The following is a 20,005-nucleotide window of genomic DNA, read 5'->3' as shown; positions in this document are numbered from 1 at the left end:
CGAAGCGGCTTAACCGAGCCGGTCACTGGTGGGCAAATGCGTGTGCGTCGTGTCGCAGCGCCGAACGTCTACGATAGCAGGACATGGGCATCGCGCGCGGGCCGCTGGGCAGCTTCGCCCGAAACTACAGCCCCAGCGCGCGGACGCCGGCGAGCAACAGCCAGTACAACACGCCCGACAACAGCATCGCCACCGGCAGGGTCATGAACCAGGCCAGCGCCATCGCGCGCAGCGTGCGATGCTGCACCCCCGCGCCGTTCGCGACGGAGGCCCCTGCCACGCCGGACGACAGGATATGAGTGGTCGACACCGGCAGGCCGAACCGGTCCGCCAACAGGATCGTGCCAGCCGCCATCAGCTCCGCCGACGCGCCCATGCCATAGGTCAGGTGGCTCTTGCCGATCTTCTCGCCCACCGTGACCACGATCCGCTTCCATCCGACCATGGTGCCCAGCCCCAGCGCCAGCGCAACCGTCACCTTGACCCAAATCGGGATATAGCGCGTGCCCTGTTCCAGCTGCCCGGCATAGGCCTGCATCCGCTTGACCTCCAACGCGGAGAAGCGGCCTTGGGCGCCCTTGTCGGCCACCACCATGCGGGTCGCGTCCAGCACCAGGTACATGTCGCCACGCAGGTTCGGCGTCGCCGCCGCCGGCACCCGACCCAGCGATCCGTAGCTGCCGATGCGGCTGCCGACATCGTGCGACACGGTGGCCAGGGCGCCATACACCGCCCGGTTGTCGACCTTGCGCGTTGCAATGCCGCGCGTCAGCGTGTCGCGTGCTTCGACCAGGCTGTCCGGGCGTTTCACCGCGACCCGATCGAATGCCGATTCCGCCTGTGCCGCCACCGCCATGAACACGGGTGTGGCGCTTTCGGGCACGGTGCGGTTCAGGGCGTAGGCGGTGGGCGCACAGCCGATCAGGATCAGCATGATCAGGCCCATGCCCTTTTGCCCGTCGTTGCTGCCATGCGCAAAGCTGACGCCGGTGCAGGTCAGGATCAGCAGCGCGCGAATACCCTTGGGCGGCGGCTGGTCGCCCCTCGGCTCCCGGTACATCGCCGGATCGCGGACGAAACGTTTCATCAGCAGCAACAGGATCAGCGCGCCCCCGAACCCGATCAACGGACTGAACAACAGCGCGGACAGCACCTTTTCCACCTGACCCCATGCAACGCCCGACGCCCCGCCAGCGACCGGTGACAACAGCTGGTTCGCGATGCCGACACCCAGGATCGATCCGATCAGCGCGTGGCTGGACGAGTTGGGCAACCCCGCCGCCCATGTCGCCAGGTTCCACAGGATCGCCGCGACCAGCAGGGCGAAGATCATCGCATAGCCGCTGGCGCTGCCGACATGCAGGATCAGGTCCACCGGCAACAGCGTGATGATCGAGTACGCCACCGCACCCGAAGAGGTCAGCACGCCCAGGAAGTTGAACGCCCCCGACCAAACCACCGCGACCGGCGCGGGCAGGGCGTGGGTGTAGATCACCGTCGCCACGGCATTGGCGGTGTCGTGGAAACCGTTCACGAATTCGAACGCCAGCGCGATGAGCAGCGCCAGCCCCAGGAACAGGAACACGCCGGTCGCCAGCCTCTCCCCGACCTGCTGCGTGTCGGTCAGGATGCTGACCCCGGCATAGATCAGCCCGCCGACCAGCACCGCCAGGAATACCCAGCGGCCGGCCGGATGAAGATGCCCGTCAAGGCGCGGACCACCAGGGCGCGTGCCCGCCGCCGAGTCAGCGGGAAGGATCATGGTTGCCATGGAAACCGCCCTGAACCCGGCAGATGACAGTTCCGTGTAGCTTTTGCGACAACGCACGCGGGCCCAAGCTGTGGCGGCACCTCGAATCAACCGGCAGGCCAGCCCCCAACTACTTTCCCGCTGAACAGTTGCCCACGCGCTTCGCCTCCATGGGTGATCGCATCTCTGTTCGCAGGCCTGCGCGCCGCTGCATGGACGTGGACGTCCCGACATAGCTGTCGGCGGCGTACCGGCCGGCGGATCGCGTCACGATGAGGTCGTCGGAACTGGTGGCCTTGCATTCCGTTTCGAAGGAAAAAGCTCCACCCGACACAGGGGTTCGCAACACCCGACACTGACGTAGATCCGAAAAAGCCAATTCGGGTCCTTTCGCCGCATCTACTGACGCGAGGCAAACCGACCGAGGTCGCGCCGTCGGAAAGGACGTGCCGTCCGAGCGGCCGTCGAACAAGGCCGCCTCTATCTGGTTGGTGACGATCCGGCGCCCCGCTGTGATCGGCGTCGCTGCTGACCCTGCCGCCGCCAGCGACATCAGCAGGATCGTGCCCTCGCTATCACCGATGATCCTCCGCCCCCCCCAGCCCGTCTCGCATCCATCAAAGCAAGCCGGGTAAGCAGCCGCAATCGCCGACAGGACCCTACTTCCCGGACCGCCGGGCCTGCCCCTACCCGCGATTCACCGCTTTACACAGGCAATACACCTGTTAGCCTCCCTGCACGAACCCGGGGGGAGATCGCGCTGTGCTTGCCATCGAAAAGCTGACCCATGTCTACGCCAATGGCACGCGGGCACTGGACGGGGTCGACCTCCTGATCCCGCCGGGCATGTTCGGGCTGCTCGGCCCCAACGGCGCGGGCAAGTCGACGCTGATGCGGACGATCGCGACGTTGCAGGCGCCGACCTCCGGCACCATCACCTTTGACGGCATCGACGTCATCGCCCAACCAGAGGAGCTGCGTCGCACGCTTGGCTACCTGCCCCAGGATTTCGGCGTCTATCCCCGCGTGTCGGCGTACGACATGCTCGACCACATGGCCGTGCTGAAGGGCGTCGCCTCTCGCGCCGAGCGCCGCGATACAGTCGAGGGCCTGCTGAACCAGGTCAACCTGTGGGCCGTACGCAAAAAGGCGCTGGCCGGATTCTCCGGCGGCATGCGGCAACGCTTCGGCATCGCGCAGGCGCTGATCGGCGACCCGCGCCTCATCATCGTCGACGAACCGACCGCCGGACTGGACCCGGAGGAACGCAACCGCTTTCTCAATCTGCTGGGTGAGATCGGCGACAAGGTGGTGGTGATCCTGTCGACGCACATCGTCGAGGATGTGGCCGACCTGTGCCCGCGCATGGCGGTGCTGGCCGGCGGGCACATCCTGCTTGAGGGGGCGCCGCTCGACCTGATCGACGCGACACGAGGCCGCGTCTGGCAGAAGACGATCGCCCGCGACGAGCTGGAGGCGTACCGGAACACCCACCGGGTCATTTCCACCCGCCTGTTCGCCGGGCGCACGATCATCCACGTCATGGCGGACGGCCAACCGGGCGACGGGTTCGAACCGGTGCGCGGCGGACTGGAGGACGTGTATTTCTCCACGCTCGACGCCTCGCGTCGCGCCGCCTGAGGGGGGCCGGGGCCATGTTCGCCGGCATCTTCGGCTTCGAACTCCGCTACCAGCTGCGCAATCCGGTCTTCTGGGTCGCGGCGGTCATCTTCTTCCTGCTCGCGTTCGGCGCGACCACGGTTGACCAGATCCAGGTCGGATCGGGCGGCAACGTCCACAAGAACGCGCCCTTCGCCATCGCGCAGATGATGCTGATCTTCAGCCTGTTCTTCATGTTCGTGTCGACCGCGTTCGTGGCGAACGTAGTGGTGCGTGACGACGACACCGGTTTCGGCCCGATCATCCGGGCGACGCGGATCACGCGCGGCGCCTATCTGTTCGGGCGGTTCGGCGGTGCGTTCGCGGCGGCGGCGATCGGGTTCCTGGCGATTCCGCTCGGCGTCTGGCTGGGCAGCCACATGCCGTGGGTCGATCCGGAGACGCTGGGTCCGAACCGGCTGTCCTTCTACCTGTCGGCCTATCTGTGGCTGGCGTTGCCCAACCTGTTGCTGACGTCCGCCATCTTTTTCGCGCTGGCGACGGTCACGCGCTCGATGATGGCGACCTATGTCGGGGTGGTCGCGTTCCTGATCGTCTGGACGGTCGCCAACGTCGTGCTGGACCGCAACCCGGCCTATGAGATGTGGGGCGCGTATGGCGAGCCGCTGGGGTTCGGCGCGGTCGGATACCTGACGAAATACTGGACGGCCGCCGATCGCAACATGCTGGCGGTGCCGATCACCGGACTGGTGCTGTGGAACCGGCTGCTCGCGCTGCTGGTCGCCGGAGCGGCGCTCGCCATCGCCTTCGCCACCTTCCGCTTTGCCGTACGTCCGTCGAAAAAGGCGCGCAAGGCGGAGCGGCTGGCGGAACGGGCGGACACGTCGGAGCGTGCGCGCCCCGCCGGTCCCCTGCCCCGCCCCCGCTTCGACCGGCGGACCGCGCTGGCGCAGCTGGGCGTGCGGACCCGGCTGGAGCTGGGACAGGTGTTCCGCAGCCCCGCCTATGTGGTGCTGCTCGCGCTCGGCCTGTTCAACTCGGTCGGCGCGCTGATCGATCTGGGCGAGATCTTCGGCACCCCGGTGCTGCCGGTGACACGGGTCGTTATCGGCCTGCTCAAGGGGTCGTTCGGCCTGATCCCGATCATCATCGCGATCTATTATGCCGGCGAGCTGGTCTGGCGGGAGCGTGACCGCAAGACGCACGAGATCATCGATGCCAGCGCGATTCCCGACTGGGCGTTCGTGTTGCCAAAGGCGCTGGCGGTGGTGCTGGTGCTGTTCTCGACCCTGCTGGTCAGCGTGGTCGGCGCGATGGCGATGCAGCTGGTCCATGGCTACAGCCAGTTCGAGATCGGCAAGTACCTGCTCTGGTACGTGCTGCCGGGGACGGTGGACTATACCCTGCTCGCCGTGCTGGCCGTGTTCATCCAGGCGCTCAGCCCGCACAAATTCGTCGGTTGGGGCCTGATGGTGTTGTACATCATCGCGCGTACCACGCTGGGCCGGCTGGGGTTCGGCGACGTGCTGTACAATTATGCCGCAACGCCGGAGGTGCCGCTGTCCGACATGAACGGCCAGGGCAGCTTCTGGATCGGCGCGTGGTGGCTGCGGCTCTACTGGTCCGCCTTTGCGATCATGCTGCTGGTGGCGGCGCATGCGCTGTGGCGGCGGGGTACGGAGACGCGGCTGCTGCCACGTGTCCGCCGCTTGCCGCGCAAGCTGGCGGGCGGCGCAGGCCTGGTCGGCGCGGCGGCGCTGGCCGTGTTCGTCGCGACGGGCGCATGGATCTACACCAACACCCACATCTGGAACGAGTATCGCACGCCGATCGACGATGAGCGGTTCCTGGCCGATTACGAAAAGGCGCTGCTCCCCTATGAGCGCGTGCCGCAGCCATCGGTGCTGGCGGTGCGCGTCGCGGTCGACCTCCGCCCCGAACAGCCTGGGCTGACCGCGTCGGGTGTCATGACGCTGGTCAACCGCACCGGCCGTCCGCTGGACCGGATCGACGTGCGCATGGGCGACCGGCGCACGCGGCTGACCGCGATCGGCATCCCCGGCGCGGCGGTGCAGCGCGACTATCCGCGCTTCCAGTACCGCATTTACCGGTTGGCGACACCGCTGGCACCGGGCGCGACCACCACCTTGTCCTTCCGCACGGAACGGCGCCAGCGCGGCTTCGCCAACAGCGGCAACGACACGCGCGTCGTCGCCAATGGCACCTTCGTCAACAATGCGGAGTTCGCGCCGACGATCGGCATGGACCGCCAGACGCTGCTGCAGGATCGGACCAAGCGCCGCAAATACGGCCTTCCGTCGGAACTGCGCCCGCCCCGGCTGGAGGATCTGTCGGGTACCCGGTTCAGCGCGTTCCACGTCGATTGGGTAAAGACCGACGTCAGCGTGACCACCGACGCCGACCAGACGCCGATCGCGCCGGGGAACAAGGTCGCCGATCGAACCGCGAACGGCCGCCGGACCGCCCGCTTCGTCACGACCGCACCGATCCTGAACTTCTATTCGGTGCAGTCCGCGCGCTATGCCGAACGGCACCGGATGCACGACGGCATCGACCTGGCCGTCTATTATGCGCCCCAGCATGCGGCGAACGTCGACCGGATGCTCGACGCGTTTGCGCATGGCCTGGATTTCTACCAGCCCGCCTTTGGCCCGTACCAGTTCCGCCAGGCGCGGATCATCGAATTTCCGGACTATGCCCAGTTCGCACAGGCGTTCGCCGGGACGATGCCGTATTCGGAGGGGATCGGCTTCATCGCCGACCTGTCCGACAAGGAGAAGATCGACTACGTCACCTATGTCGCCGCGCACGAACTGGCGCATCAATGGTGGGCGCATCAGGTGATCACGTCCGACAACCAGGGCGCGACGATGGGGGTCGAGACGCTGGCGCAGTATTCCGCGCTGATGGTCATGGAGCATCTGTACGGCCGCGACCAGATCCGCCGCTTCCTGAAGTTCGAACTTGATCGCTACCTGCGGTCGCGCGGCGGCGAGGTGATCGAGGAACTGCCTCTCGCCCGCGTCGAGAACCAGCAGTACATCCATTACCGCAAGGGCAGCCTGGCCATGTACCGGCTGAAGGACGAACTGGGCGAGGCGCGGGTGAACGCCGCGTTGAAGCGGTACGACTCCCGCTTCCGCTTCGCCGGCCCGCCCTATCCGCGCAGCCTGGACCTGATCGCCGAATTCCGGCGCGGCGCCTCTCCAGCGGAGAATGCGCTGATCACCGACCTGTTCGAACGCATCACCCTGTACGACCTGAAGACCCGCTCCGCCGTGGTCAGCCGCCGCCCGGACGGCCGGTGGCAGACCCGCCTGACGATCGAGGCCCGCAAGCTGTACGCGGACGGCAAGGGCAATGAGCGCGAGGCACCGATGGTGGAGGTGACGGAGGTCGGCGCATTCGCGGCCATGCCCGGCCGGGGCGCCTTTGCGAAGAAGGACGTGCTGACACTGGCCCGCGTCCCGATCCGGTCGGGGACGCAGACGGTGACGCTGGTGACCGCGACCCGTCCGTCCTTCGCCGGTGTCGACCCGTACAACGTCCGGATCGACCGCAATTCGGACGACAATGTCGCGGCGACCAGCACCGCAAGCTAAGCCGCGCGGCGCCTAGCGGACGTTGGCGAGCAGGCCGGTCATCACCTGCTTCGCTCGTCCGGGCAGCGCGACCGATCTGGCCTGCGCCAGGTTGGTCGGCGCGCCGACCACGACCGCGCCGACCATGCCCATGGCGAAGTGCGGCGTGCATTTGAAGCCATAGACACCGGGCTTGGTGAAGGTGACCGAGATCGGCTTGCTGATCGTGCCCTTGAACGGCTGCGCCCCGGCGGGAAGCATGCCGGGGATGCTTTCCGCGTCATGACCCTTGTCGACGGGCGTGAACACCACCGTCTCGCCCGGCTTGATCCGCACGATCGCGGGCTCGAACACCATCATGCCGCCCGCACCCCGGTTCAGCATCTTCACCACCTTCGGCGGCGCGGCCTGGGCCGGCGCGGCGGCCAGCACGGCGGCGGCGGCGAGGAACGGAACAAGCGAACGCATCGGCGAATCTCCCCAACCGGGGCAAACCGCCCCGTCGCGGCTGCGCTACGCCCGGCTCGCGGAGGCGGTGTTGTCGGGGATCAAGGCCGCGATTGACGGCGATCAAGGCTGACGGGAAGGCCCACGCGGGCACGCGCCGTTGCGTGGAGACGATTGCCTGCGGTGGCGGCGCTCGTTCTTCAGCCAAGCGGCGACTGCCGCGCCGGCGCAGACGCCGACAGACATGCCTGGCGAGTCACAGCAAAAGCCGGGCCGCTGTTCTCCTGAGCGCCACGGTGTGCGGGTCCACGCATCTCCCGCACCGAGGTCAAGGCCACCGAGCCTCGTTTATCGATCAAGGCCAGCAGTGTGGCTCCCCTTTTCGCTCTGACGCTGTCTGCGCCCTCCACCTCACGAAGTGGGGCGCATCTCCTTGCCCGGCGGCGGCTGTCGTCGGTGGATAGTGTCGAAGTTGGCAAACCAGTCCCCCGCCGCCACCACGATCATCCCGGTGCAGTGGAAGAATGCCTCCAGCAGTTCCTGGAACTCGGCGAATTCATGCTCCGGGTTGGTCGGGCCAAGGAGGAACTGCGCTGCGCCGTCGTTGCCATCTAGCCGTATCGCCGAATGAATGTGCCGATCTGAGAAGTGGATCAGCCCGCTGGTGTTCTTGTACACAGGCTCAACCCAAGGGTTACGGTCTTTGATCTTGTCGATCAGGTAACGGTCTTTCATTTGTCGGCCGTCCGCAGCCTTGAGCCGATCGACCTGCTCGCCACCGAACACGCGCCCGGCGAAATCCTCCGGGTCAGCCACCCAATACAGCGCGTACAGCCGCAGCACCGTGTCTAGTTGCAGGCGCAGCAGCGCAGCCGCGACCAGGCCGTTGCGGTCCTCGACACACTTCTTGAACGCCTGACCATTCGCGAGCGTCCGCCGCGCGATGCCGAGCAGGTACAAGTCCTGGTACCCAAACGGCCGATTGACCATCTGGTGCTGGTAGAGGTCGAGCAGTCCGGTTTCAGCGCGAACGAGGTTGGCGAGCGCCTGCTCTGCCCCGGCGGTGGTGCCAACTGTGGTCATTGCGGCATTTTGGCCGAATAAGGCCTCGCGAGCCATCCCAGCGGCGAAGCAGTTAAAACTGCGTTAGAACGGCACCTGCCGAACGTGCGGGCGGCCTTGCCTGCCACGCTGAACCCACGCAGATCCGCGGACATCTTGGTCGGGGCGACAGGATTCGAACCTGCGACCCCCACACCCCCAGTGTGATGCGCTACCAGGCTGCGCTACGCCCCGACCGAGGGGGCGCCTGTACGGCGTGACGGCGCCTTATGCAAGCGGCGGCGTGTGTCCTGCGCGCCGCGGCCCGATCCATTGCGCATGGGCCGCGCCGATGCTAGCGCGCGGCGTTTCATGCGGACGGAATCTGCAAAAGCGTTTCCGCCTGCCAGCAAAGCCATGGATGCGATGTTCATTTCACCAGCTTATGCCCAAACCGTCGGGGCCGGCGCCGAGAGTGGCGCAGGCGGCCTGATCGGCATGTTCGCGCCGCTCGCGCTTGTGTTCGTCGCCTTCTACTTCCTGGTGCTGCGCCCGCAGGCGAAGCGTCAGAAGGAATTCCAGGCGCGCGTGGAGTCGGTCAAGAAGGGTGACACGGTGGTCACCGCCGGCGGCATCGTCGCCCGCGTGACCCGCGTCGAGGACAAGCATGTGGAGGTGGAGATCGCACCCAACACCCGCGTCCGCGTCGTCAAATCCACGCTGGCGGAGGTGACATCCCTCAACGCCAAGCCGGCGAACGACTGAGCGCCATGCTGGACTTTCCCCGCTGGAAGGTTGCTTCCATCGTTGCCCTGCTGGTCGCGCTGTGCATGCTCGCGATCCCCAGCGTGCTTCCCGATCGCTTCACCGCCAGCTGGGGCAAGATTCCGCACCCGAGCGTCAACCTGGGCCTCGATCTCGCCGGCGGTTCCTACCTGCTGCTGGAGGCGGACACGGCGAAGTTCGTCGAGACGCGCCTGGAGAGCATGCGGGACCAGGTGCAGGCCGAAATGCGCCGCACCGCGCCGCGGGTCGACATCGGCGACATCTCGACGCGCGGGGGCCAGCTGTCCTTCATGCTCCGCGATCCATCGCAGGTCGACGCCGCGCGGGAAAAGCTGCTCGCCATCACGGGTGGCGGCGCCGGGCTGACAGGGCAGCGGCAGTGGGACATCCAGGTCGTTGATTCCAGCCGCTTCGTGCTGACCCAGACAAAGGCGGGGATCGACGAGGCGATCGATCAGGCCATGAAGGATTCGACGGAGGTCGTCCGCAAGCGGATTGACGCGCTCGGCACGCGTGAACCGACGATCATCCGCAACGGGTCCAGCCGCATCACGGTTCAGGTCCCCGGCCTCCAGAACCCGCAGGCGTTGAAGGAGCTGCTCGGCAAGACGGCCACGCTGGAATTCAAGCTGGTCGACGACACCGCCAATCCGGCCGACGTCGCAAAGGGCATCGCCCCCGTCGGCAGCCAGATCCTGGCTTACCCCGGCTATCCGGGTGGCCGTATCGCGGTGAAGCGCGCGACGATCGTCACCGGCGGTGACCTGACCGATGCCAAGCAGGCGTTCGAGAGCCAGAGCAACCAGCCGATCGTGGATTTCACCTTCAACAGCCAGGGCGGCAAGCGCTTCGCCAAGGTGACGCAGGAGAACCAGGGCAAGCTGTTCGCGATCATCGTCGACAACGAGGTGATCTCGGCCCCGCGCATCAACACGCCGATCCTGGGCGGATCGGGCTATATCGAGGGTAATTTCACCGCCGATTCCGCGAACCAGCTCGCCATCGCGCTGCGCTCGGGCAAGCTGACCATCCCGATCAAGGTCATCGAGGAATCGACCGTCGGCCCCGATCTCGGCAAGGATTCGGTCCACGACGGCATTCTCGCCTGCATCGTGGCGGTCGTGCTGGTCGTCGGGTTCATGTTCCTGACCTATGGCCGCTTCGGCGCCTATGCCAACCTCGCCGTGGTCATCAACGTGTTCGTGATCGTAGGCGTGCTGGCGCTGCTCAAGGGTACGCTGACCCTGCCCGGCATCGCTGGCTTCGTGCTGACGGTCGGCACCGCAGTGGACGCCAACGTGCTCATCAACGAGCGTATCCGCGAGGAGCGACGGCGCGGGCGCAGTGTCGTGCAGGCGGTCGAGCTTGGCTACAAGGAGGCCAGCCGCACCATCTTCGAGGCGAACGTGACCCACGGCATTTCCGGCATCATCATGCTGGTGCTGGGATCGGGCCCGGTGAAGGGTTTCGCCGTGGTGCTGCTGATCGGCATCTGCACCAGCGTGTTCACCGCCGTGACCTTTACCCGCATGCTGGTGGCGCTCTGGATCCGCCGGACGCGGCCGCAGACGATCAACATCTGATGTCGCTCCTGCCCCCCCTCTCCCGTTACCCCGGCACCGGCCGGGATACCGCCTCGCCGGCCTCGGACCGTCAGCCATGAAACTGCTCAAGATCGTACCCGACCATACCAACATCGACTTCGTCCGCCTGCGCGGCTGGGCGTTCGGGTTGACGCTGGCGCTCTCGATCCTGGCGATCGGGCTGGTCGGTTGGCACGGCCTCAACATGGGCGTCGATTTCACCGGCGGCCTGATGATCGAGGAAAAGTTCGCCACCGCCCCGTCGGAGGAAGCGGTGCGTACAGCTGTCGATCGTCTCGGCGTCGGAGAGGCGGCGATCCAGCGGGTCGGCTCGCCCACCACCCTGTCCATCCGCCTGCCCATCCAGGCGGGCGCGGATGAAGGCGCGACCAACCGGGTGGTGCGGAAGGTCGAGGATGCCCTGTCCAAGACCTTCCCCGGCGCGACCTTTTCCCGCTATTCGACCGTCGGCGGCAAGGTGTCGGACGAGCTGAAGTGGAAGGGCGGCATGGCCGTCTTCTTCGCGGTGCTCGGCATCGGCCTGTTCGCGATCGTCCGTTTCGAGTGGCAGTTCGGCGTGTCCACTATCGTCGCCATCATCCACGACCTGTTGATGACGCTCGGCTTCTTCGCGCTGACCGGGTTCGAGGTGGACCTGAACATCGTCGCGGCGTTCCTGACCATCATCGGCTATTCGATCAACGACAAGATCGTGATCGACGACCGGATTCGCGAGAACATGCGCCGTTACCGCAAGATGGACATGCGGGAGATCATCAACCTGTCGGTCAACGAGACGCTGCCGCGGACGGTGATGACCTCCGTCACCATCCTGCTCGCGCTCGCCGCGCTGCTGATCCTGGGCGGCCACGTGCTGCGCGGGTTCACCGCCGCGATGTTCCTGGGCATCGTGGTCGGCACCTATTCGTCGATCTACGTGTCGTCCTCCCTGCTCATCACGCTGGGCCTGCGTGCCGAGCCGAACCGTGCCAAGCCCGGCACGCTGGACAAGGAGCGGATCGGCGACGCGGAGCGCGTGGCGCCGCGCCAGCGCTGAGCTGAACCCGGGGAAGCGCGATGCGGATGGACCTGGAACGATCGGCCGCCGGGCCGCTGGTGACCGGCTTCTCCGGCAGCGGCTTCCGCATCGGCGATACGGTTTTCCCGGCGCTGTTGATGACCGTGGAGGCGGCGCTGCCCTGGACGCCGCCGTCGCTATCAGCCCTGGCGCTGGAGGACCTGCAGCCCCTGATCGATGCGCGGCCGGAGTTCATCCTGCTCGGCACCGGCCACGCCCTGACCCGCCCCTCTCCGCTCGTCTCCCGCGGATTGGAAGCGCGGGGCATCGGCCTGGAGGTCATGGACAGCCGTGCCGCCGCCCGTGCCTGGGGTGTGCTGCGCGGCGAAGGCCGCATCATCGCCGCGGCGCTGTATCCGCTAAGCTGACGAAGGGCGGCGTTTCGGCCATACAGCGCTGCTTGGCACTGTCGGCGCTTGGCGCCTTACCCGGCGACCTGCCGATCAGCCAACACCGGACCGCCGCGAGTGCATGGACCCCAGCCGGTCATCCAGAATGCACCGCCCGTGCGCCGGCGACGGCCTAGTGGACGGCAATTCGGCAACGCCACATCGCGCTGCCACCGGACGGATGCCAAGGCGCCGCCAATAACCTGGCGTGCTCCACCTCTACCACCGCCGAACAGCCTTCGGAACGCGCAAGATGCGACAACGCCGGTAACAATGACAAGGCCGCGAACTCATGGAGGCGCAAGCTACACCACGGTCGGGTAACGCGCCAAGGCGGGCATGGCGGCTGCTGAACCGGCCCTATGCATGTCCGGTCCCGCCGACGGACCGCCTCCGCAGGGCGGGGATAGATGAGGGGCCATGCGACAGGCTCTCAGTTCGGCCTTCCGCCCCGCCCCGCTGTCCGGCCTCCCCGGCCCTTCGCTCAGCCCCCGGCACCCGGCTCGCCCGGCGCGACGCTCCCCGCGCCGCGCCGGTGCGTCGTCACAGGCTCGTCCTCACAGGCGCGTCGTGCCCGGATAGGCGAACAACAGGTCAACATCGTCGCTCGCCTCGATCGTTTCCGACCCCGTCACGGTGACGCATTCGCCGGCTTGCCAGTCGACACCGCCGACCGTGCCCTTGCCCTTGATCGGCACCAGCCAGCCCGTCTTGCCCTCGGGCAAAGAGACCGACCGACCCTTGGACCAGCGTTCCAGCACGAATTTGGGCCCTTCGACCTTGATGACCCGGCCCGGCTCGACCTCGCCCGGCGAAGATACGGGCTTGTACGGCTCCAGGTCCGCGACGTCGACGCCGTCCTTCAGGTGCAGCTCGCGGTCGGAACCGTAATCGTACAACCGGTATGTCGTTTCCGAATTCTGCTGGATCTCGATGATCGTCAGCCCGCCGCCGATCGCGTGGATCGTGCCGGATGGGGCGTAGTAGAAATCGTCGACCTTGATCGGCACCCAGTCCAGATCCTGCTCGATCGATCCATCCTGTGCGTCCGCACGCAGCTGCTCGCGGGTCATCGTCTGCTTGGGACCGAGCGCGATGGTCGAGTCGGGCTCCACGGTCAGCACTGTCCAGCATTCGTCCTTCCCGCGCGGCAATCCGCGCCTGTGCGCTTCCTCGTCATTGGGGTGGACCTGCACGGACAGCTTCTCGGACGTGAACAGATATTTGATCAGTAGGTCCGGCTTCGAGTCGCCGGGCTCCTGGAACCAGACCTCTCCGATCGGCTGGCCGCCTTTGGGTGCGTCGGCAAAGCCGGGGAACAGCGTGTGGCGGCCCCAGGGTTTCTCGACGCGGTGGGTGTGGAGCTTGGTCGCTGGCATGTTGGTCCTCGAAAGGTTCGACTATGGTGACGCTGGATAACGGATGATGCACGCCGTGCAACGCCCCGCCGCGCGCGCCGATCCCCGCCACCTTGCGGCAGCCCCCTCGCGCGTGCGACGCGATGCTCGCGCAGGGTATTGTTCGCCCCCCGGCCCCGCTGCTACAGCGAGCACCGATGCGTATCCTCCAGTCCCGCCTGCTTCGCTCCAAGCCCCTTGCGGGCGCGATGATCGCCCTTGCCGTGCTGCCGCTCGGCGCCTGTGCGCGCAATCGCGCCTCGGGGCGCAGCGACGTTCCCTACGTCGCCCGCGACGTCGGCACCCTGTACTCGCTGGCCAAGAAGCGGTTGGACCAGAGCCGCTACAAGGAAGCGGCGATCCTGTTCGACGAGGTGGAGCGTCAGCACCCGTATTCGATCTGGGCCCGGCGCGCGCAGCTGATGAGCGCGTTCTCCTATTATCTCGACCGCAACTACACCGCGTCGATCCAGTCGGCGCAGCGGTTCCTGTCGGTGCACCCGGGCAACCGCGATGCGCCATATGCCTATTACCTGATCGCGCTCGGCTATTACGAGCAGATCACCGACGTCACCCGCGACCAGAAGATCACGCGCCAGGCGCTGGACGCGCTGGGTGAGCTGAACCGCCGCTATCCCAATACCCGCTACGCGGCCGATGCGCGGTTGAAGATCGACCTGGTCAACGACCATCTCGCTGGCAAGGAGATGGAGGTCGGCCGTTTCTACGAGAAGCGCGGCCAGTGGCTCGCGGCCTCGATGCGGTTCCGCAAGGTCGTGGACGATTACCAGACCACGACCCACACGCCCGAGGCGTTGATGCGCCTGACCGAAACCTATCTGAACCTCGGCACGCCGATGGAGGCGCAGCGCGCCACGGCGGTGCTGGGCGCCAACTATCCCGGTTCCACTTGGTACGCGCACGCCTTCAAGCTGATGAAGGATCATCCGGCCGAGACGCTGCCGCCGGTCCCGGCGGGCGAGCAGATCGTGAAGCCGACGGCGGTGGCCGCCCCCGCCTCGCTCCCCGGCGAAGGCAATACGGGCACCCCCAAGGCGGAAGCGCCCGGCGCTCCCACCCCGGCTACCCCGGCGGGCGGTGCGGGTGAGGCCGGTGGCGTCAGCGGCGGTCAGCCCGGCACGCCTCAGCCTGGCTCGCCCAACAGCTGATCCCTCGGCAGCGTACCGGCAGGCCCGGGCCAACCAGCCTCCGGTCCGGCATGACCATGCGCCACAATGGCGAACCGGCGGCAATGGCCCTGTTTCGTTCCGGGCGACGAGCCGCTATATGGCGCCGTCTATGCTGACCGCGCTTTCCATTCGCGACGTGGTGCTGATCGAGGCGCTGGACCTCGAATTCGGCGGCGGGCTCGACGTGCTGACCGGCGAAACCGGCGCCGGCAAGTCGATCCTGCTCGACGCGCTCGGACTGGCACTGGGCGGACGCGGCGACAGCGGACTGGTGCGCCACGGGCGACCGCAGGCCGTGGTCACCGCGACCTTCGACGCGCCGGCCACCGTGTTCTCGCTGCTCGAGGATAACGGGCTGGAGGTGGAGCCGGGCGAACCGCTCATCATCCGCCGCCTGGTCAAGGCCGATGGCGGCAGCCGCGCGTTCGTCAACGACCAGCCGGCCTCCGCCGGGCTGCTGCGCGAACTCGCGGGGCATCTGGTGGAGATCCACGGCCAGCATGACGATCGCGGCCTGATTAACCCACGCGGCCACCGTGCCTTGCTCGACATTTTCGGCCGGGTGGAGCCGCGCGACACCGCCGCCGCCTGGGCGACCCTGCGCGAGGCGGAGGGTGCGCTGGCGGCCGCGCGGGCGGAGATCGAGACGGCCGCGCGGGATCGCGAATGGCTGGAACACGCCGTCGGGGAACTCACCGCGCTGGCGCCAGAGCCTGGCGAGGAGGAGGCGCTGGCCGACCGCCGTCGCTCGATGCAGCGCGCCGAAAAGGTCGCAAGCGAGCTAAGCGCGATCGACGATCATCTGGAGGGATCGGACGGCGCGCTCTCCAACCTGCGCCAGGCCGCGCGCGTGCTGGAACGCATCGCGGATGCGCACCCGACGCTGGCGGAGGCGTTGGCGGCGGTGGACCGTGCCGTGACAGAGGCGGACCTTGCCGAGGAGTCGCTGCGCGAGGCACGGCGCGAACTTGCCTATGACGAACGCGCACTGGAGGAGGACGAGGCGCGGCTGTTCGAACTGCGCGGCATGGCGCGCAAGCACCGGGTGCAACCCGACGACCTGTCCGCCCTGACCGCCGACCTGTCCGCCCGGCTGGAACGGCTCGACGCGGGCGAAGGCGGCATTGCCCGGTTGGAGGCGGCGGTGGCGTCCGCCCGCGCCGCCTATGACAAGGCCGCCGACGCACTGTCGGCGCGACGATCCGAAGCCGCCGGGCGACTCGATGCCGCCGTGGCGGGCGAGTTGGCGCCCCTAAAGCTCGACGCGGCCCGCTTCCGCACCGCCGTCCAGCAATTGCCGCGTGACGGCTGGTCCGGGTCGGGCAAGGATCGGGTCGAGTTCGAGATTGCGACCAATCCCGGCGCGCCCTTCGCCCCGCTGACCAAAATCGCGAGCGGCGGCGAATTGTCGCGCTTCATCCTCGCCCTCAAGGTGGCGCTGGCCGAAGAAGGCGGCGCGGCGACGATGATCTTCGACGAGATCGATCGCGGCGTCGGGGGTGCAGTGGCGAGCGCGATCGGCGACCGCCTCTCCCGCCTCGCCACGCGTACCCAGCTGCTCGTCGTGACCCACAGCCCTCAGGTTGCGGCGCGCGGGCGTACCCACCTGTTGATCGCCAAGAGCCATGACGGAACGGTGACCCGGACCGGCGTTCGCCCCCTGGACGAGGAGGAACGTCGCGAGGAAATCGCGCGCATGCTGTCGGGCGCGACGGTGACGGACGAAGCGCGCGCGCAGGCCGATCGGCTGCTGGAGGTGGCGTAAGGCCGCGCACGGCCGACTCTGCCCTTCGGCATCAAACGCGCCCGCCTCGCTAACACCCTCACAAAGTAGATTGGACGTGTGTCCGCCATCTTCGGCAAGGTAAGTCTGTTCCGATGCCCGATCGCCCATCCATCGTGATCCTGACCGGCGCAGGGGTTTCCGCGGAGTCCGGCCTCGCCACGTTCCGCGGCCCCGGCGGGTTGTGGGAGGGGCACCGGGTGGAGGACGTCTGCACACCGGAGGCGCTGGCGGCGGACCCGGCGCTGGTTCACCGCTTCTACGATGCGCGGAGGGCGGCGTTGGCGACCGTGAACCCGAATGCCGCGCATCTTGCGCTTGCGCGGCTGGATGCGGCGTGGCCCGGCGACCTGCTGCTCGTCACCCAGAATGTCGACGACCTGCACGAACGGGCGGGAAGCCGGCGGCTGGTGCACATGCATGGGGCGCTGTTGTCAGCGCTGTGCGCGGCCTGTGGGCATCGGCGCGACTGGTCCGGCGACCTGCCGCCCGCGACCCCCTGCCCCGCCTGCGATGCGCCGATGCTGCGTCCGGATATCGTGTTCTTCGGCGAGATGCCGTACGATATGGACCGGATCGGGGACGCGATCGCCCGCGCCGATCTGTTCGTCTCGATCGGCACTTCGGGCGCGGTCTACCCGGCGGCGGGGTTCGTCCGGCTGGCCGCGCAGGCCGGCGCCCGCACCATGGAATTGAACCTGGAGCCATCCGCCGGCAGCCACAACTTCGATGACCGTCGCTTCGGCCCCGCCAGCCGGCTTGTACCCGAATGGGTCGACGCGCTGCTCGCCGGCTGAGCTACTCGACCCAGTCCAGCCCCAGGTCGCGGAACACTTCGCGGTCCTCGTCCCAGCCGGGGCGGACCTTGACGTGGAGGTACAGGTGCACCGGCCGGTCGAGCAGCACCGCCAGCTCCGCGCGCGCGCGCGCACCGATCTCGCGGATGCGGGTGCCGCCCTTGCCCAACACGATCGCGCGCTGGGTCGGGCGTTCGACCATGATCTGCTGATGGATCTCGACCGATCCGTCCTGGCGCTCCTTGAACGCCTCCGTCTCGATCGCGCTGGCATAGGGCAGTTCGGCGTGGAGTTGCAGGTAGAGCTGCTCGCGCGTCACCTCGGCCGCCATCGCGCGCTCCGATGCGTCGGACACCTGATCCTCGGGATAATGCCACGGCCCCGCCGGCATCCCCGCCGCCAGCGCGTTCTTCAGCTGCGGCAGACCATCGCCGGTTTCCGCCGACACGAACCAGGTTTCGGCAAAGGGCATCAGCGCGTTGAGCCGCTCGGCATGGACCAGCAGCTTCGCCTTGTCGGCGATATCGACCTTGTTCAGCACCAGATATTTGGGCTCCGGCCGATCCTTCAGCGCCTCGACGATGCGGGTGACCTTTTCACCCACGCCGCCTTTGCCGTCCACCACCAGCATCAGCAGGTCCGCGCCCTCCGCGCCGCTCCACGCCGCCTGCACCATGGCGCGGTCCAGCCGCCGCTTGGGTTCGAAGATGCCGGGCGTATCGACCAGCAGGATCTGCGCCGCGTCCTGCATCGCCACGCCGAGCAGCCGGGTGCGCGTCGTCTGCGCCTTTGGGCTGACGATCGCGACCTTTTGCCCGACCAGCGCGTTGACCAGCGTGGATTTGCCGGCGTTGGGCGCGCCGACCACGGCGACCAGGCCGCATTTCGTTTCCGTCATCGTCATTCCTTATCGCAATCGGCCTTATCGCTTAGGGCGATCGCCGCCTAGCGCACCTGATCCAGCAGGGCCGCCGCCGCCGCGGTTTCCGCCTCCTGCTTGCTGGCGCCGGTCGCGGTCGCCTCCGCCAGCCGGCCCACGCTGACCTTCACGGTGAAGCGCGGCGCGTGATGCGGGCCGGATCGGTCGACCACCTCGTACACCGGCGCCTTGCGCCCCTTGGCGGCGGTCCATTCCTGCAGCGCCGATTTGGGGTGCTGCGGCGCCTTCACATCGGCGGCGATGCGGTCGCCCCAGACGCGCCGCACGAAGCCGCGCGCGCCGTCCAGTCCCGCCTCCAGGTACCAGGCGCCGATCAGCGCCTCCATCACATCGCCCAGCACATTGTCGCTGTCGCCCGCGCCATCGTCACGCGCCTGCTTGCCCAGCCTGAGATGCGCCCGCACCCCCAGCGACCGCGCCACATCGGCACAGGTCGCGCCGGTCACCAGCACGTTCAGCCGCTTCGACAGCTCGCCTTCCTTCTCGTTCGGAAAACGCTCGAACAGCCATTCGGCCATGCACAGGCCCAGCACCCGGTCGCCCAGGAACTCCAGCCGCTCGTAATCGCCCGCGCCGGTATTGATGCCATGGCTGGAGTGAGTCAGCGCGCGCGCGAAGCGGTCCGGATGGGCCGGCGCCCGTCCGAACAGCTCCGTCAGCCATGCGTCCGCACTCATCAGAACCCCTGCGCGATCCGCGTCGGCCGCGCGGCCGAGAACCAGGTCCACGGCTTGATCCACTCCGCCGACCCGTCGGTGGAGAAGAAGGTCACCAGCGCCTTGCCCTCGATCCGGTCCATCGGGATGTAGCCCATGCCGTCGGGCGCGGGAAAACGGCTGTCGGCCGAATCGTCGCGATTGTCGCCCATCAGGAACACGTTGCCCGCCGGCACGGTGTACAGCCCGGTGTCGTCGCGATCGGGGAACTCGCCGCGATCGAGCACGGTGTAGGTGCGGCCGCCGGGCAGCGTCTCGCGGAACTGGCTGTAGCGGCAGATCGGCGTGTTGCCCGCCGCAACGTCGCGGAACCGCGCGTCGCAGTCGTAATTGGGGCTGACCGGGATGGTGAAGTCACCGATCCGCTGCTTCGGGATCGCCGTCCCGTTCAGGATGACCTGGCCATGGCGCACCTGGATGGTGTCGCCGGGCAGACCGATCACCCGCTTGATGACGTCGTGATCGTCGGGGCCGGGCGATCGGAACACCACCACGTCACCGCGCGTCGGCGTGCTCCAGTGCATGTTCGGCAGCAGCGGCCAGCCCCAAGGCAGCGACCAGCGCGAATAACCGTAGCTCCATTTCGACACGAACAGGTAATCGCCCACGAACAGACGCGGCAGCATCGATTCGGACGGTATCGAGAAGGGCGCGAGCAGGAAGCTGCGGAAGATCAGCACGAACAACGCCAGCTTCAGCATGAAGCGCACGGTTTCGGCCGTTTCCGAACGCTGCGGACGGGCACCGGACGATTTGGAGCGGGATTTCGCCATGACCGACGGCCTTGCGCAAGCCCTTCGCTCCGTCAAGCGGACACTTGTTGAGCGCGAACCGTTCGGGCGGTGCTTGTCATGAAACGGGGGTTGGCTCTACCTCGCCCCCGCAG

The 20,005-nt window shown here is 67.5% G+C and carries 17 protein-coding genes and 1 tRNA gene; 9 read left to right on the top strand and 9 right to left on the bottom strand.

Annotation, left to right across the window (positions count from 1 at the left end; translation table 11 throughout):
- Positions 1 to 124 precede the first annotated feature (124 nt).
- Complete coding sequence (locus BMX37_RS04895) at positions 125 to 1,771, bottom strand: inorganic phosphate transporter (protein ID WP_093664382.1); 1,647 nt, start codon at positions 1,769 to 1,771, stop codon at positions 125 to 127.
- A gap of 109 nt (positions 1,772 to 1,880) precedes the next feature.
- The gene (locus BMX37_RS19430) at positions 1,881 to 2,303 is read right to left on the bottom strand and encodes a DUF3617 domain-containing protein (RefSeq protein ID WP_093664381.1); all 423 of its coding nucleotides are present in this window, start codon (positions 2,301 to 2,303) and stop codon (positions 1,881 to 1,883) included.
- Between the two features lie 209 nt (positions 2,304 to 2,512).
- On the opposite strand from BMX37_RS19430, the gene BMX37_RS04885 reads away from it, so the two are divergent.
- Together BMX37_RS04885 and BMX37_RS04880 are read left to right on the top strand one after the other, a co-directional pair.
- Positions 2,513 to 3,391: an ABC transporter ATP-binding protein gene (locus BMX37_RS04885; RefSeq protein ID WP_093664380.1), complete on the top strand. Its 879-nt coding sequence runs from the start codon at positions 2,513 to 2,515 to the stop codon at positions 3,389 to 3,391.
- Between the two features lie 14 nt (positions 3,392 to 3,405).
- Positions 3,406 to 6,993: an ABC transporter permease/M1 family aminopeptidase gene (locus BMX37_RS04880; protein ID WP_093664379.1), complete on the top strand. Its 3,588-nt coding sequence runs from the start codon at positions 3,406 to 3,408 to the stop codon at positions 6,991 to 6,993.
- Between the two features lie 12 nt (positions 6,994 to 7,005).
- Here BMX37_RS04880 and BMX37_RS04875 read toward each other — a convergent pair whose 3' ends face one another.
- The 3 genes from BMX37_RS04875 to BMX37_RS04865 all read right to left on the bottom strand — a co-directional run bounded on the left by BMX37_RS04875 (position 7,006) and on the right by BMX37_RS04865 (position 8,715).
- Positions 7,006 to 7,440, bottom strand: coding sequence for a pseudoazurin (locus BMX37_RS04875; RefSeq protein WP_093664378.1), 435 nt, complete (start codon positions 7,438 to 7,440; stop codon positions 7,006 to 7,008).
- Positions 7,441 to 7,830: 390 nt separating this feature from the next.
- Complete coding sequence (locus tag BMX37_RS04870) at positions 7,831 to 8,502, bottom strand: hypothetical protein (protein ID WP_093664377.1); 672 nt, start codon at positions 8,500 to 8,502, stop codon at positions 7,831 to 7,833.
- 136 nt (positions 8,503 to 8,638) lie between these two features.
- Positions 8,639 to 8,715: transfer RNA gene (locus tag BMX37_RS04865), tRNA-Pro, on the bottom strand.
- A 171-nt stretch (positions 8,716 to 8,886) separates the two neighbouring features.
- Here BMX37_RS04865 and yajC point away from each other — a divergent pair.
- The 4 genes from yajC to BMX37_RS04845 all read left to right on the top strand — a co-directional run bounded on the left by yajC (position 8,887) and on the right by BMX37_RS04845 (position 12,275).
- Positions 8,887 to 9,225 (top strand): preprotein translocase subunit YajC, encoded by a 339-nt coding sequence (gene yajC, locus BMX37_RS04860; RefSeq protein WP_093664774.1) that lies wholly within the window; start codon positions 8,887 to 8,889, stop codon positions 9,223 to 9,225.
- Positions 9,226 to 9,230: 5 nt separating this feature from the next.
- The gene (gene secD / locus BMX37_RS04855) at positions 9,231 to 10,829 is read left to right on the top strand and encodes a protein translocase subunit SecD (RefSeq protein ID WP_093664376.1); all 1,599 of its coding nucleotides are present in this window, start codon (positions 9,231 to 9,233) and stop codon (positions 10,827 to 10,829) included.
- Between the two features lie 76 nt (positions 10,830 to 10,905).
- Positions 10,906 to 11,886 carry a protein translocase subunit SecF gene (secF, locus tag BMX37_RS04850; RefSeq protein ID WP_093664375.1) on the top strand — a complete coding sequence of 327 codons (981 nt, stop codon included), beginning with the start codon at positions 10,906 to 10,908 and terminating at the stop codon, positions 11,884 to 11,886.
- Between the two features lie 26 nt (positions 11,887 to 11,912).
- Complete coding sequence (locus BMX37_RS04845; protein ID WP_093664374.1) at positions 11,913 to 12,275, top strand: Mth938-like domain-containing protein; 363 nt, start codon at positions 11,913 to 11,915, stop codon at positions 12,273 to 12,275.
- Between the two features lie 578 nt (positions 12,276 to 12,853).
- Here the strand turns inward: BMX37_RS04845 and BMX37_RS04840 are convergent.
- Positions 12,854 to 13,675: a class I mannose-6-phosphate isomerase gene (locus tag BMX37_RS04840; RefSeq protein WP_093664373.1), complete on the bottom strand. Its 822-nt coding sequence runs from the start codon at positions 13,673 to 13,675 to the stop codon at positions 12,854 to 12,856.
- Between the two features lie 176 nt (positions 13,676 to 13,851).
- Here BMX37_RS04840 and BMX37_RS04835 point away from each other — a divergent pair, with 176 nt between their 5' ends.
- The 3 genes from BMX37_RS04835 to BMX37_RS04825 all read left to right on the top strand — a co-directional run bounded on the left by BMX37_RS04835 (position 13,852) and on the right by BMX37_RS04825 (position 17,463).
- Positions 13,852 to 14,862 (top strand): outer membrane protein assembly factor BamD, encoded by a 1,011-nt coding sequence (locus tag BMX37_RS04835; RefSeq protein WP_093664372.1) that lies wholly within the window; start codon positions 13,852 to 13,854, stop codon positions 14,860 to 14,862.
- Positions 14,863 to 14,992: 130 nt separating this feature from the next.
- Positions 14,993 to 16,648 carry a DNA repair protein RecN gene (gene recN / locus BMX37_RS04830; protein WP_093664371.1) on the top strand — a complete coding sequence of 552 codons (1,656 nt, stop codon included), beginning with the start codon at positions 14,993 to 14,995 and terminating at the stop codon, positions 16,646 to 16,648.
- Positions 16,649 to 16,761: 113 nt separating this feature from the next.
- Positions 16,762 to 17,463: an NAD-dependent deacylase gene (locus BMX37_RS04825; protein ID WP_093664370.1), complete on the top strand. Its 702-nt coding sequence runs from the start codon at positions 16,762 to 16,764 to the stop codon at positions 17,461 to 17,463.
- A 1-nt stretch (position 17,464) separates the two neighbouring features.
- Here BMX37_RS04825 and era read toward each other — a convergent pair whose 3' ends face one another.
- From era to lepB, 3 genes are read right to left on the bottom strand one after another with little or no spacing between them, the layout of a single operon-like run.
- Positions 17,465 to 18,361 carry a GTPase Era gene (gene era / locus BMX37_RS04820; protein WP_093664772.1) on the bottom strand — a complete coding sequence of 299 codons (897 nt, stop codon included), beginning with the start codon at positions 18,359 to 18,361 and terminating at the stop codon, positions 17,465 to 17,467.
- A gap of 47 nt (positions 18,362 to 18,408) precedes the next feature.
- Positions 18,409 to 19,080 (bottom strand): ribonuclease III, encoded by a 672-nt coding sequence (rnc, locus tag BMX37_RS04815; RefSeq protein ID WP_093664771.1) that lies wholly within the window; start codon positions 19,078 to 19,080, stop codon positions 18,409 to 18,411.
- A complete protein-coding gene (gene lepB / locus BMX37_RS04810; protein ID WP_093664369.1) occupies positions 19,080 to 19,892 on the bottom strand; it encodes a signal peptidase I in 813 nt (270 codons plus the stop codon). The genes rnc and lepB overlap by 1 nt, the downstream gene beginning before the upstream one ends.
- Positions 19,893 to 20,005 lie beyond the last annotated feature (113 nt).

This window comes from Sphingomonas gellani, from assembly GCF_900110035.1.
In the GTDB taxonomy this organism is placed as follows: Bacteria; Pseudomonadota; Alphaproteobacteria; order Sphingomonadales; family Sphingomonadaceae; genus Sphingomonas; species Sphingomonas gellani.
Note: the sequence above shows the minus strand (reverse complement) of the source record. Positions and strands in the feature narration are given on the sequence as shown.

Coding starts and splice junctions, on each gene's coding strand:
- BMX37_RS04895 (WP_093664382.1), bottom strand. CDS start 1,771: ATGGCAACCATGATCCTTCCCGCTGACTCGGCGGCGGGCACGCGCCCT.
- BMX37_RS19430 (WP_093664381.1), bottom strand. CDS start 2,303: ATGTCGCTGGCGGCGGCAGGGTCAGCAGCGACGCCGATCACAGCGGGG.
- BMX37_RS04880 (WP_093664379.1), top strand. CDS start 3,406: ATGTTCGCCGGCATCTTCGGCTTCGAACTCCGCTACCAGCTGCGCAAT.
- BMX37_RS04875 (WP_093664378.1), bottom strand. CDS start 7,440: ATGCGTTCGCTTGTTCCGTTCCTCGCCGCCGCCGCCGTGCTGGCCGCC.
- BMX37_RS04870 (WP_093664377.1), bottom strand. CDS start 8,502: ATGACCACAGTTGGCACCACCGCCGGGGCAGAGCAGGCGCTCGCCAAC.
- yajC (WP_093664774.1), top strand. CDS start 8,887: ATGTTCATTTCACCAGCTTATGCCCAAACCGTCGGGGCCGGCGCCGAG.
- secD (WP_093664376.1), top strand. CDS start 9,231: ATGCTGGACTTTCCCCGCTGGAAGGTTGCTTCCATCGTTGCCCTGCTG.
- secF (WP_093664375.1), top strand. CDS start 10,906: ATGAAACTGCTCAAGATCGTACCCGACCATACCAACATCGACTTCGTC.
- BMX37_RS04845 (WP_093664374.1), top strand. CDS start 11,913: ATGGACCTGGAACGATCGGCCGCCGGGCCGCTGGTGACCGGCTTCTCC.
- BMX37_RS04840 (WP_093664373.1), bottom strand. CDS start 13,675: ATGCCAGCGACCAAGCTCCACACCCACCGCGTCGAGAAACCCTGGGGC.
- BMX37_RS04835 (WP_093664372.1), top strand. CDS start 13,852: ATGCGTATCCTCCAGTCCCGCCTGCTTCGCTCCAAGCCCCTTGCGGGC.
- recN (WP_093664371.1), top strand. CDS start 14,993: ATGCTGACCGCGCTTTCCATTCGCGACGTGGTGCTGATCGAGGCGCTG.
- BMX37_RS04825 (WP_093664370.1), top strand. CDS start 16,762: ATGCCCGATCGCCCATCCATCGTGATCCTGACCGGCGCAGGGGTTTCC.
- era (WP_093664772.1), bottom strand. CDS start 18,361: ATGACGGAAACGAAATGCGGCCTGGTCGCCGTGGTCGGCGCGCCCAAC.
- rnc (WP_093664771.1), bottom strand. CDS start 19,080: ATGAGTGCGGACGCATGGCTGACGGAGCTGTTCGGACGGGCGCCGGCC.
- lepB (WP_093664369.1), bottom strand. CDS start 19,892: ATGGCGAAATCCCGCTCCAAATCGTCCGGTGCCCGTCCGCAGCGTTCG.